4 protein-coding genes are annotated in these 13,640 nt (G+C 55.1%); all 4 read left to right on the plus strand.

Annotated elements, in window-relative coordinates:
• Positions 1 to 58 precede the first annotated feature (58 nt).
• The 4 genes from ACT6Y9_RS03565 (at position 59) to ACT6Y9_RS03580 (ending at position 13,548) form a co-directional block, all read left to right on the plus strand.
• On the plus strand, positions 59 to 4,078 hold the full coding sequence (locus tag ACT6Y9_RS03565; protein WP_443743520.1) for a hypothetical protein: 4,020 nt from the start codon (positions 59 to 61) through the stop codon (positions 4,076 to 4,078).
• A gap of 105 nt (positions 4,079 to 4,183) precedes the next feature.
• The gene (locus tag ACT6Y9_RS03570) at positions 4,184 to 10,915 is read left to right on the plus strand and encodes a DEAD/DEAH box helicase (protein WP_443743521.1); all 6,732 of its coding nucleotides are present in this window, start codon (positions 4,184 to 4,186) and stop codon (positions 10,913 to 10,915) included.
• A 24-nt stretch (positions 10,916 to 10,939) separates the two neighbouring features.
• Complete coding sequence (locus ACT6Y9_RS03575; RefSeq protein WP_443743522.1) at positions 10,940 to 13,060, plus strand: 3'-5' exonuclease; 2,121 nt, start codon at positions 10,940 to 10,942, stop codon at positions 13,058 to 13,060.
• Between the two features lie 170 nt (positions 13,061 to 13,230).
• Positions 13,231 to 13,548 carry an efflux RND transporter permease subunit gene (locus ACT6Y9_RS03580; protein ID WP_443743523.1) on the plus strand — a complete coding sequence of 106 codons (318 nt, stop codon included), beginning with the start codon at positions 13,231 to 13,233 and terminating at the stop codon, positions 13,546 to 13,548.
• The last annotated feature ends 92 nt before the right edge of the window (positions 13,549 to 13,640 follow it).

The raw sequence follows: 13,640 nt of genomic DNA on the forward strand, positions 1-13,640 counted from the left end.
AACTCCGTCACGGAAGACGGAGTATCTCACGACACACCTTGTCGGACTCCCTCGCTACATGTACCGCATTCTCTTCCTGCTCTTCATTGAAGCCCGTCCGGACCTCAAGTATGCACCGATTGCCAACGATGTCTACCAGAGTGGGTACGCCTTCGAGGGCTTGCGCGAAATTGAGAGCCGGCCGCTTTTGACGGACGAGGACCGCAATGGTCGTTTCTTCAACGACTCCATCAATCTGCTCGTCACGTTCTTCGCGAACGGCACCGACGGAAAGAGCGCACGTCTTTCTGCTTCGCCAAGTGAAGTCGTGCACGGCATGCATCAGATCTTCGGCATCAGCGCCTTCCAGGGCTCTCTCTTTGACCTTTCCAAGACGCCGAAGCTCAACAAGGTCGTATTCACCAACGAAACGCTGCAGCAGGTTGTTCGCCTGATGAGCCTCTCGGATACCGGCCGCGGTCGTGGTCGTCGTCAGGGACGCGGACGCATTTCGTACGCCCACCTCGGCATCCATCAGCTCGGCGCCGTCTATGAAGCCCTGCTTTCCTATCGCGGCTTCTTCGCGCAGGAAGACCTCTACGAAGTCTCGCCCGATCCGTCCAAGCGCGATGAGTTCGAAGCGGGCTACTTCGTCACGAAGGCTGAAATCGATTCCGGCCACTATACCGACGATCAGAAGGTGTTCGAAACCAATACCCTTGGCGAACGCGTTCTCAAGGTTTATCCGAAGGAAACCTTCATCTATCGTCTGACGGGACGCGAACGCGAAAAGTCAGCCTCCTACTACACGCCTGAAATCCTCACCCAGTGCCTGGTCAAGTACGTTCTCAAGGAATACTGGGAAACCGTGATCGACAAGCTTCCGGATGACAAGGCCAAGGCCGAGCGAATCCTCAAGCTCAAAATCGCCGAGCCGGCACTGGGATCCGCAACCTTCTTGAACGAAGCCATCAATCAGCTTGCCGCCAAATACATGGAGCACGCCCAAAAGGCCGCAGGCGAACGTCTCTCGCAGGAGAAGTACAACGAAGAGCTTCAGCGCGTGAAGATGTACCTCGCCGACAACAACGTGTTCGGCGTCGACTTGAATCCCGTCGCCGTTGAACTCGCTCAGGTTTCGCTTTGGCTCAACGCGCTCTCTTCAGACAAGTTCGTGCCTTGGTTCGGTTTGCAGCTGCAGTGCGGCAATTCGCTCCTTGGCTGTCGCCGTCGTGTGTGCACGGCCCAATCAGATGACGGCAAGAAATGGTACTTCAGTGCACCGCACGAATTGACGAATCGGGATCGCAATCAAGACGAGGTCTGGCAGTTCCTCCTGCCTGATCCCGACATGATCAACTACGCCGACAAGGACATGAAGGCCGTCTACGAAAACGACTTCAAGAAGCTGGCCGCCAAACGCAAGGCCTTCAACAAGTCCTTCACTCACGACGAAGTTACTCAGCTCCAGCAACTGTCTGCCATGGTAGACCAACACTGGGATGCATGGGCTGAAGAACTTGCACGAATTCGCACATCCACGACGGATCCGTACGACATTTACGGACATACGGCCGAAAGACATGTCATCTTGTCCTATGAAGCCAAGAATGCTCTTGCCGAATCTACCCGGGTGGGTGACGGAAGTATGGACTCCGGCCATTTCACGCGTCTTCGCACGGCAATGAACTACTGGTGTTCGCTTTGGTTCTGGCCCATCAAGGAAGCCGACTCCTTCCCGAGTCGGGCAGACTTTATTGCCGACATGGGCGCCATTCTTGCCAGCGAGGTCTACGGCATCGAAAAGCTGGAAGATCAGCAGCCCACTGATCTTTTCTCTGCCCTTGAAGAAAAGGAGACTGAATCGTTTGCTGAAGACGATTCCGGTAGTTTGCTTGAAGCCGAACTCGATGCCAATCCGCGCCTGCATATTGCACGCATAGTCGCCGATCGCCTTCGCTTCTTCCATTGGCCGCTTCGCTTCGCTGACATTCTCTACAAGACGCCTGATGGCTCCCCCACCGGCTTTGACATTACGTTGGGGAACCCTCCCTGGAGAGTCGCCTCATGGAACTCTAGTGCTGTTATCGGCGATTTCTTACCGTATGTGCTTTTCGAAAAAGAAAGTGCACCTACTATTAGAAAACGACTTCTGCAAGAAGTTGACGGCCGTCTCTGGATCGACATGCATGAAGACCTGTCTCTAGCATGGAGAACCGAATACGAAGAGGCTGCAGGAACTCAGAATTTCTGTGGTAGCGCCAGTAATTATCCCGAGTTGGATAAGTGCCGCATGGATCTTTTTAAAGTTTTTCTACCACTCGCCTGGTCTAATGCAGCTGCCGACGGTGTTCAAGGCTTTGTTCATCCATTAACTGTTTTTACAGAAACTAATGGATTAACGCTGAGAAAAAGTGCCTATCGACGAAGCCGTTATATCTTTCAGTTCACGAATGAGCGAAAGCTATTTCCTGAAGTACACAATGAAACGCAATTCTGTCAAGCAATTTACGGACCCACCCTTTCGAAAACAACCATTAAAGCGATAATGAATGTCTTTCATCCTAAAACCATCGATGAGAGCTTTACCTCGGATGACAAGGGGATAGTTGAGGGGATTAAAGATTCCAACGGGAATTGGAACCTTACCGGACATAAGGATCGCGTAATTTATTTAGACAATGAAGCATTGGCAATGATCGGCCTTGTCTTTGACACTGATCCTAAAGCGCCCGTTTTGCCTAACATTCACTGCGAATCCCTGCTACAGATTCTTGAAAAATTTGGTCAGGCTCCTTGTCGAATCAAAGATGTCAAAGACCTTACGATCTCTTCAATGTGGAACGAAACGACCGCAAGAGTTGATGGCACCATTCGAGAATTTCCTAAGCTATCAACGAAGCGTCCCGCATCCTTTGACAAGCTCATTCTCAATGGACCGCACCTGAGCGTGGGAAGTCCTCTTTTCAAAACACCACGAAATCCTTGCACGAGTAATAAGGCATGGTCAGTCATTGACCTTGAAGCCATTCCTGATGACTATGTGCCTCGTGCCAAGTATGAACAGGCTTGCGATCAGGAAACTTATGACGCTCGGCAGGTAAAGTGTGAATGGGATAAGGTAATCAACGTTGTCCAGACAAAGACAAACGGCATTACTCAAGAAGATCAACCTACTCCGTTCGATAGGCATTGGCGCATTGCCTATCGCGAAATGGTCGGTACTGATAGTGAACGAACACTAACATCTGCTATTTATCCTCCAGGTGTGTCTTGGGTCTTTACCATTCACGGAATTTCTACACCTAACTTTCATACCATCCTAACAATTGCAGCCAATTTTGCATCACTACCAATGGATGCAGCTGTGCGACAGCTGGGTAAGGGGCATCTACAACCATCAGTGATTAAGAGCTTACCTTTTGTTGCATACAAAGAATCTGAAAGCGCCATCATGTGCAGAATTCTAGGTTTGAATTGCCTGATTTCGGATTACAAGTCTTGTTGGTCTGAGCAATATTCAACCGAATGGAACACCGACTACTGGACTCAAATCAAATCCGGCCTCAATGCAGAGTGGTTTAAGAATTTGTCCAACTCGTGGAATCGTAACTGTGCTCTACGTTCGGACTTATCCCGTCGACAAGCCTTGCTTGAAATCGACGTTCTCACTGCGCACGCCATGGGCTTTACGTTGGAAGAACTCAAGACGCTCTTCCGCATGAGGTTCCGCGTAATGCGTGACTATGAGCAGAACACGTGGTACGACCAGAAGGGACGAATTGTGTTTACGACTAACGCCGGCTTGCCCGGTGTCGGCCTGCCCAACAAATCTCGCCCCAAGGATGCTGCAGAAGGCATTACATATGCAATCAACGGCAACGCCTGTTCGGACAAGGGCCTTGGTTTTGAGGATGTCAAGAACATGAAGGAAGGCTTTGTCTCCAAGACCTTCCCAGACGACAGCATGACTGACGGCACTCCTGAAATGCGCACTGTGACCTATTACGCTCCGTTCTTCAAGATGGATCGTGAAAAGGACTACGAGACCGCATGGCGCGTATTCGGCAAACGCTTCGGATGGACGGACATCCCCTAATTTCAGGTCAAGAGCAACGATTAAGACGTCAAATGTCCCAGAGGTTGCATATACTCAACATGAGATTGCAGCCTCTGAGGCACAACTAGGATCAGGAACATCAGCATGCTTCCAAGCGTGGTAGAGAAAGACATTGAAGACGGCGTGCGCTCGTTTATCGAGCGCGAGTTCCCTGTAGCAACACCCGGGTTCCGCTCCGGACGTGATTTCGAGCAATCCATGGTGGACGATTTTCTCGCCAAGCGAGAGAACTTCATCAAGGGGCCCTGGTTGGAAATTCGTCGTCCCTTCCGCAAGGGCGACGAAGACATGACTGAAGTTCTTCCCTACTTGTCCGGGCGTTGCGACATCGGCACGGACCTTACGCCCTATCAGCATCAGCTTGTCTCCTTCAAGCGTCTGCGCATGCCCGGCGGCAAATCCACCATTGTGGCCACGGGCACGGGTTCGGGCAAAACGGAATGCTTCCTTTACCCGATGATGGATTACGTGCTCAGCGCACTTGACACCGGCGTCAAAGGGATCAAGGCCATCATCATTTATCCGATGAATGCCCTGGCCTCCGACCAGGCGAAGCGTCTTGCGGACTTGTGCTTCAAAATCCGAGAAAGCATCGGCGTTCTGCCGTCCGTGGGCCTGTTTACCGGGGCGCCCGGCGAGAAATCCGTCCGCATGGACGACAAGCGTCTTCTTTGCATTACCGATCGCAAGACGCTGCGTGACAATCCCCCCGACGTTCTGATCACCAACTACAAGATGCTTGACTACCTCTTGCTTCGCGAAGAGGATCAGCCGCTGTGGAAGAATACGAACAAGGATGTCTTGCGCTATCTGATCGTCGACGAACTTCATACCTTTGACGGTGCTCAGGGTACTGACCTGGCGTGTCTGATTCGTCGACTGCGCGATCGTCTCGAACTTGACGACAACCTCGTATGTGTCGGCACGTCGGCCACGCTCGGCGGCGACAACGGTCTGGAGGACCTCAAGAACTACGCAACGCAAGTGTTCGGGGCTGATTTCAGCAGTGACGATGCGATCGTGAAGGAAGACCGGCTGTCGACGACAGAATACTTTGCTCAGTTCGGCGAAGTTCAGTCGCTCGGCGCCTGGCCCGGCCGAGAAGCTGTGGACAGCATCCTGTCCGTTTCCCGCGATGCTTCGGCCTACAAATACATCTCGACGGTGCTGTGGGCCTGGTTCCCGAGAAAGTTTACGGACTTTGAAGACACGCCCGACTCCTGGTCCAAAACCGCATTGGAGCTCTCTCAAACCCTCCCTCATCTCGATGCCTTCAAGCGACTGATGGGGACGGATGAAACGATCTTCAACATCTCAGAGCTCGCCGACGAGTGGCATGCCCGCGTTGGTGTCCTCAAGAGACTGTCCCATGATGACGTAGTGCTCTTGATCAGAAGCCTTGCAGCCATGATCTCCATGGCGCGTCTGAAACTCGTGGGCAAAACCAAACCCCACATCGTGCCCTTCCTCAATGTTCGCGTGCAGATGTGGATGCGAGAGCTGACCAATATGGTGGCAACGGTTGAACGCTCCCCCCGCCTGATGCCTGCGGCCAGCCATGACCCGAAGGAATGCATGGCGCTTCCTGTTGTAACCTGCCGCAACTGCAACAGCACGGCCTGGGGCGCCATCATTGATCAGAACAAGATCAAGCTCAATCTTCAGGCTTTCTATCAGTCCTGGTTTGCGAAAAAAGCCAATACGAAGCTGCTTTATCCGATTGCCAAGATCGAATATTCCGAGGCCGTAAAAAACTATCCCAGAGAGATCTACGTTCTCTGCCAGAGAAGCAAGTCTGTTCAATGGATTGACGGCCACAAGTCGATAAACGAACTTTACGACGGCGAATGCCCGGTCTGCGGCCAGAAGCACGACTTCATCGTGGTCAGGATTCCTGACATGGTCAAGGTGATCTCGACCGAAGCTGGCGTCGTCAACGCTCGCAGCCAGACGTGTCCCTACTGTGAATCGCCCTTCAGTCTTCGCGTGGTCGGCGCCCGCTCGGCGACGCTGTCTGCCGCCGCACTCGGTCATCTTCGCTCCAGCACCTCGAACGACGACCCGAAGCTCATTGCATTCTCCGATTCCGTTCAGGATGCTGCGCTGCGTTCCGGATTCCTGCGCGCCCGCTCCTATCTCTTTGCCGTCCGACAGGCTCTGGCCGGTTATGTGCGAGAGGTTGAAGAACCGTGGCGCGGTTTGGAAAATCTGCTGCTCAAGGTTCCGTCTTTCTGGGAATCCAGGCTTGGCAAAAAGGCGGACCTGCTCAAAACCGATGATCCGATCATTCGAAACAAGGCCGACCTGATTGCCCAGGCACGTTTCGTTGCGACATTTTTGCCGACGGACATGATGTGGCGCTACCCGTGGCTCAATTTTGAAAAATGGGCAATGGGCGAGTCCAAGCCAGAAAACGGTTCTGAAGTCAACTCCCATCACAAGCTGGCCTTCTTCGCCTACCTGTTCGGCGCGACTAATGCGGAAAAGAACCTCCAGGCGTGGAATTCCCTTGTCAAGGACATTGAAGCCCGCCTGCGCTGGGAAATGTTCGTGGAAATGACGATCCGCTCGCATGCCGGCCGTACGCTTGAACATTCCTACATCGGCGCTTTGGCGCCTTCGCCTTCGCGTGTTGCACTAGCAGTCGAGTGCTTTAAAGAAAGAATCGGCAAGGAAAAGATCGGCGGCTTCCGTTATGTCACGGATCAGCAGATCGAACACTTCATCGAAGGCTTCCTCATGCATCAGAAGTCCCGCGGGGCTTTTGATCTGTCGAACGTGCCCGGTCTCGGCGACTTCATGCAATTCGTGAAGACCGCCAATTCCTTCACATATTTCAACCTGAGCCGATCGCTGCCGACCTACGGCAAGAATTTCCGTCCGCCGGCCCCGCTGATCATGCGCACGCCCGCACACGTGAAAAGCAAGGATCTCAACAATCTTTTCGATCACGTCATGCCTTCTGCCAATGGCGACAACTGGTATTCCGCCTGGATCTCGTCATGCTTTGCCGATGCGCAGCTTGAGATTCTTCCCGCCATGGAAGAGGTCTACAAGCATCTGTTCGAAGCTCTGATTGAAGCCAAATTGATGAATGTGGTCTACATGACCACTCAGGATCAGACCAAGGTCTATCTTTTGGACCCGACGGCCTGGACGGTATGCCGAGATCTCTCTCGCGTAGTCTGCAATCGATGCGGCCGCTGGCATATTGTTCCTCGTAAAAAGAAGGAACTGTGGAGTTCCATGCCCTGTCTTTCGAAAGCCTGTCCGGGCGTTCAGCACAGGGTTTGCAGCGCAGATGAAGCCAAAGAACTGTATCTGGGCCAGCCCTGCCGAACGATTTCGAGAGAACATACTGCCAACGTTGAAAGCGAAGAGCGCGGACGCATTGAAAAAAGCTTCAGTGCCGGCAAGGAACCTTGGGATGTCAATCTTCTTTCGGCAACGCCTACGCTGGAAATGGGTATCGACATCGGCAGCCTGTCTTCCGTGATGCTCGCCTCCATGCCGCCCAAACAGTCGAACTACATCCAGCGCATCGGCCGTGCCGGCCGTCGCGACGGCAATGCGCTTGCCATGACCGTTTGCGGCAACAATCCGCATGCCCAGTACTTCTGGACGGATCCGGACAAAATGCTGAGCGGCAACGTGGAGGCACCGGGCGTGTATTTGCACGCCATGGCCGTCATCGAGCGTCAGCTGATGGCCTTTACCATCACGCGGTGGATGTCGGAAGTCGAGGGAGCGACCCTGCCGAAGAAGATCGGAGACCTTCTCAAGAGCTTCTCCAGGGCTCAGTACACTCCGGCCAGCTTCCCGCAGGGCTATCTGGACTTTGTCGACAATCGAGCCGAATCCCTTCTTGCGGACTTTGTTCAGCTCTTCAAGGATTCGGCCAGCGGCCGCACGATGTTCTCGCCTGAAGAGCGCGAGCGCCTCAGATCGTTCCTTCTCGGCGACATGGCGCACGCCGTCACGCCCATGAAGGACCGCCTGATCGACAAGCTCCGAAGCTTGGCGGATGCCCAGTTGGCTGCCCTCCTCAAGATTAAGAATCTTGCGAAGGCCAGGACTGCACGCCAAAAGGATGCGGCTGACGAAGCGCGCGATGCCGACGTTGCCGAGATCTCCGCGACCATCGAATCCCTCAACGATCTCATTGATGAGGAGTACGTTCAAAAGGACACCCTTCAGATTTTGACGGATGAGGGCCTACTTCCCAACTACGCCTTCCCCGAAGAAGGCATTAAGGTTGAAGGCGTGATACTCAAGGTTCGTTCGCGAACCTCGTCTGCCGACAACGGCGGCGCCCCGCTTACCGCTGCGGAAAAGGCCAAGCAGGGCGTGTACAAGCGCTTCCAGTTCCAGCGAGCCGCTTCGTCCGGTCTTCTTGAGGTGGCGCCCAGCAACACGTTCTACGTCAACGATTTCGCTCTCCACATCGATCAGATCGAATTGGGTGATGGCAAGGTCGAAAAATGGCATTTCTGCCCAACCTGCCAGTACTCGGAACGTGATTTGCTGAACAACAGCTCCTGCTGCCCGCGCTGCGGCGATCCTCGCTGGGCCGCCGGGGAACAACTGCGTTCCGTGCTGAAGATGAAGACGGTGTACGCGAGGGCGGACCTCAAGACTGACCGCATCTCCGATGATCGTGAAGAACGTCCGAGCAACTTCCAGAACCGTCGTCTTCTTATTGATATTCCTCTGACCGCCGTTCGCAACAGTTTCGTATCCGTCGCCGGCGGCGAAGGCTTTGGCTTTGAGTATCTGTCGTCCGTGACAATCAGGGACTTCAACTTCGGCGCCAGCCAGTCCGATGCTCAGCCCAAGGAACTCGCGATCAGCAGCGAGAAGATTGAAGCGCCGGGGTTCACCGTCTGCGACTGCTGCGGCCGTTTGAAGCCTGAAGATGATTCCAAGCTTGGCCTTCGCGAGCAGCACGACTTTACCTGCAACTATTGGAAGCATCCGGAAAAGGCCAAATGGATTGACGGTCTCGTTTTGTATCGCGAATTTTCGAGCGAGGCGCTTCGCATTCGCGTGCCCGGCGGCATGCTGGCCAAGACCAATTCTCCTGAAATCATTACGGCCTCCCTGTCTGCAGCGCTTCGTCTCGGGCTTCGCAGGTATTTCAAGGGTTCGGTCGACCATCTGCGCATCGTGGAAACGAGCCAGCCGCGAGAAGGTAAGCCTCCTCAGCATTTCATAATCGTTCACGACACGGTGCCCGGCGGCACGGGTTATCTGAAGGAGCTGATGTCCGATTCGGCCAACCTCATGCGCGTTTTTGAACTCGCGCTTGAAGCAATGGCCAAGTGCACCTGCAGCAGCGATCCCGATGCCGACGGGTGCTATCAGTGCCTGTACCAGCATTCCAATGCCAACCGACGCGCCTACATTTCGAAGCAGTGTGCAATCGACGTGGTGTCCTTCATTCTCGATCAAAAACGGAACATGGCATCCGGACATCTTGATGACGATGATGCCGCGCTCGGCGACAGCGAACTTGAAGCCACCTTCATTCGCGCCCTGAGGAACAACACGACCCTTGTTTCCGAGTGCAAGGAATGCCATTCCGGCGGCGGCCGCGTCTATTTCCTCATCAAGATGCGCTCCGGTCTTCTGTGGCGCATGGATCTTCAGGTGGATTTCGGCGGTAGCCGTCCCTGCCGTCCGGACTTCGTTTTCAAGCCCGCTCACGAACAGGACGTCAAGCTCGGATGGACCATGGCGGTCTTTACCGACGGCTGGCAGTTCCATGCTCCGATCGTAGAGGACGACTGTGCGAAGCGACAGAGTCTTCTCAACATGGGGCTTCATGTCTGGACCCTGGGATGGAACGACATTCCCAAGGAATTTGAAGAGGCTCATGAGGCGCCTGTCCTTCCTTACCATCTGACCCATTCCCACGGCTTGATCCAGATGTATGACGCCCGAGTCAAGCCGTTACTGGAATCCGAAGAGGACGCTCAATACCCGACGGGCGGACAGCTCCTTGACCGTTGGGTGGAAGAGAAGAACAACTTCGATCGTCTGCTCGAATGGCTTAACGATCCTGAAGAAGCCCAGAGGTCCTGCAAGGGCATCAGTGCCTTGATGGCCCTCACAACGCTCATTGGCCCTGACGACCGGATGAAGCAGTCCGTCCGGGCCAGTGCCGATCTCGAGGCCGTGCTCCTGGGGACCCGTACCCCGAAGCAGCTTGTCGTACACAGCTCTTCCACCGGATGCTGGCAGTCGTTGTGGACCGCGACGCCTCCCTACCAGTCCGCTCTTTTCGTGGATGCGGCATTGTGCGACCAAAAGAAGGCCGAAGCGGCATCGAGTCCGATTGCCGAGGATCTGCGTCAGTTCTGGTCGATGGCCAACATCGTCCAGTTCAACGGAACTGCTCTTCTGCTGCCGTATGTTCCCTTCGGCACGGATCACCCGCTGCTTGCTCAGAATCCCTGGCATGACGCCATGAATCGTCCCGACTTTGCCGTGGGAGCATCCGCTGCCGACACATCCGTCGAAAGCGCAAGCAAACAGCCTGCCGGCAACTGGTCCGCTCTCATGGAACTGCTCCCGGATGAAATGTCCGGGCTGGTTGACGCGCTGGCTGAAACCGGGATTCCCAAGCCCGAGGCCGGCATCGACTGGATCAATCCCGCCACGCAGGAAATTGAAGAAACATTCGACTTGTATTGGAAGGATCAGGCGGTCGCAGTTGTGTATGGCGAACCGGGCATAAGAATGGCCGGAAACGTCACCATTTATCCGGCAGACACGAACGCGTCTGTTATTGCTGAGGCGGTCAGTCAGGCTTGAATTGAATGAGAAGAGAGTAAAAAGATGGCATTTGAACAAATGAGAAAGCTTGCTGTCAGCAGCAAAATTTTTACCCAGATCAACGGTTTGAAGGATGACGACAAGCAGGCGGTTTCGGTTTTTCTCAACCGATTCCGAATGGGCGGCGACATTGAGCTTATCCCGCTTCAGGGAGCTTCCGACTATTTGCTGGCCCTGCCGAAACAGGATCTCGCCCTCGTTCTGAAGCTTGTTGGCAACGTCTATCTGACGATGTGGGTCGGCGGCCGTCAGCAAGCCGTCGCCTGGGCGGACATGCATCGCTGCGAAATCAACTCCCGCACCCGCAGCGTCCAGGTCTATGAAGTCTCAACCCGTGCCCAGGAAAAGGAAGACAAGCAGAAGCCCTCCCTTTTCGAGGCGCTCACCGACGAGCAGCTCTTCAGCATCGGACTGCCTGAAGAGCGCCTGGCCGTCGTGCGTGCCGTAACCGATGAATCCGGTCTGGTCGGCATTCAGGCGCAGCTGCCCGAACGTGTTTATGAAATGCTCACCTGGTTCGTTCAGGGCGAATCCTGGGACAGGATCGTTGAGGCCTATCGGGAAGACGTCGAAGACCAGAAGGCCATGCCGGCAACCGAATCCGGCTTGCTGGACTCGGGACATTTCCGAATCGTGGAATCCGAAGAAGAGCTGCGCGACATTATGGACAAGCCGCTCGCTCAGTGGCGAGTCTTCCTTCATCCGTCGCAGCGACAGCTCGTCGACCGCCGTTGGCATGGAGCCGCCCGCATCACCGGAGGCGCCGGCACCGGCAAAACCGTCGTTGCGCTCCATCGCGCCAAGCACCTTGTTGAACTTCCAGACTGGACGGAAAAGGATCGTCTGTTCTTCACGACCTTCACTCGCAACCTGTCCGTTGACATCGAGGCGCAGCTGCGAACCATCGTTTCTCGCGAACACATGAAGCGGATTACGGTGCTCAATATCGACGCCTGGCTGGCGACATTCCTCCGTCAGCACGGCTGTGCGAAAAGCATTGTTTATCCTGGAAAGGCCGAGTCTGTTTACGAACGGGCATGGCGAGCCGCCATGATCATGAAGCCGATGGATCTCGAATTCAGCGACGAGTTTTATCGTGACGAATGGGAGGAAGTGGTGCTTCCTCAGCACTGCCACTCTGCCAAGGACTATATGTTTGCGCCTCGAAACGGCCGCGGCGTTGCTCTGACGCGCATGCAACGCAAGGCGATCTGGCCGATCTTCGAAGAAATGCGCATGCAGCTCAATCTGCACGACGCTCTGACAGTCGAAGATGCCTCCGAAGTCGCAATTGAGCTCATTCGTAAAACTTATCCCAACGGGCTCTTCCGCGCGGTGATTTGCGATGAAATTCAGGACTTCCGTCCCGACACGCTCAGACTGCTTCGAGCCTTGACGGCGGACATCTCCAAAGAAGACCCGTTCAAGGAAGGCGATTTGTTCCTTGTTGGCGACGCTCACCAGAGAATCTACGCCCGACCGATTTCCTTCTCGTCTTGCGGCATCGAAATCCGAGGCCGCTCGCGCAAGCTTCGCGTGAACTACCGCACCACGGACGAAATCCGCCGAGTTGCGGAAACCGTCTACGTCGGCAAGACGGTTGACGACATGGAAGGCGGCGAAGATGAAAAGACGGGTTATGCCTCTCTTCGTCACGGCCCGGATCCCATCGTTCACAAGGCTGAAAGCGCCCACGAGGAATGCGAATGGATCCTCAGTGAAATCGAGGCCCTGCTGAAAAGCGACCGCGGTTATACGGAGAGCGACATCTGCATTACGGTTCGCACCAACGAACAGCTGGCCCTGTACGAAAGTCTGCTCAGCGGCAGAATTCATATTCGCCGCATCAGTCGAGACAGTGCGGATGATCCGGAACTTCCCGGCATTCGGATTTCCACAATGCATCGCATCAAGGGCCTGGAATACAAGGTCGTCTTCGTCGCGGGCATGAACCGCGGAACATTCCCGCTCGAACTCACGGATAAGGAAGATCGTGATCAAACGAGCCTCAAGCAGCATCGCCGTGCTGAAGAAGCGCTTTATTACGTCGCCTGCTCCCGTGCCGCCGATGTTCTGTTCTTATCCTGCGGAGGTATTCCGAGCGAATTCATCCCGGCTGAATAGAGTCGTTTGGAGAGAGAGGGGAGTTGCAGACCGGCATCCCTCCCTCCTCACCTTAATGGCTCGAATCAAAAGGGCACTTGCTTACCCCTTTTATCATTTAGGTTGCCCCTTTTAGAGGCGGCAATCGTTCACGACGATTAATAATCCTCAACCCCCCGACACAAGCATGGATGCTCATCGGCCTCTCGGCGAAGAGCGCCATCCTGATGGTCGAATTCAGCAGGATGAAGCGCGAGGGCGGCATGAGCCCGGACGAAGCCGCGCGGGCGGGCGCCGGGCAGCGCTTCCGCGCGGTGATGATGCCCGCCTGGTCCTTCATCTTCGGCGTCCTGCCGATGGTCTTCGCCACCGGGGCGGGGTCGGTCGCGCGCGTCGCGATCGGCGTCACGACCTTCTGCGGGATGCTGGTCGCCACCGTCGTGGGCATCCTCTTCACGCCGGTCTTCTTCGCGGTGATTGAAAGGGCCATGGCGAAGCTGAAGCGCTGACCGGGTCTCCGGGTTGAACGACGACGCCCGGACGCGGCGGGGAGATAGGCTCTCCACAACGTCCAGGCGTTTTCGCGTCTATGCGCCCGCAC

Origin of the sequence: Sutterella sp., assembly GCF_052272535.1 — a bacterium.
Taxonomy (GTDB): Bacteria; Pseudomonadota; Gammaproteobacteria; order Burkholderiales; family Burkholderiaceae_F; genus Sutterella.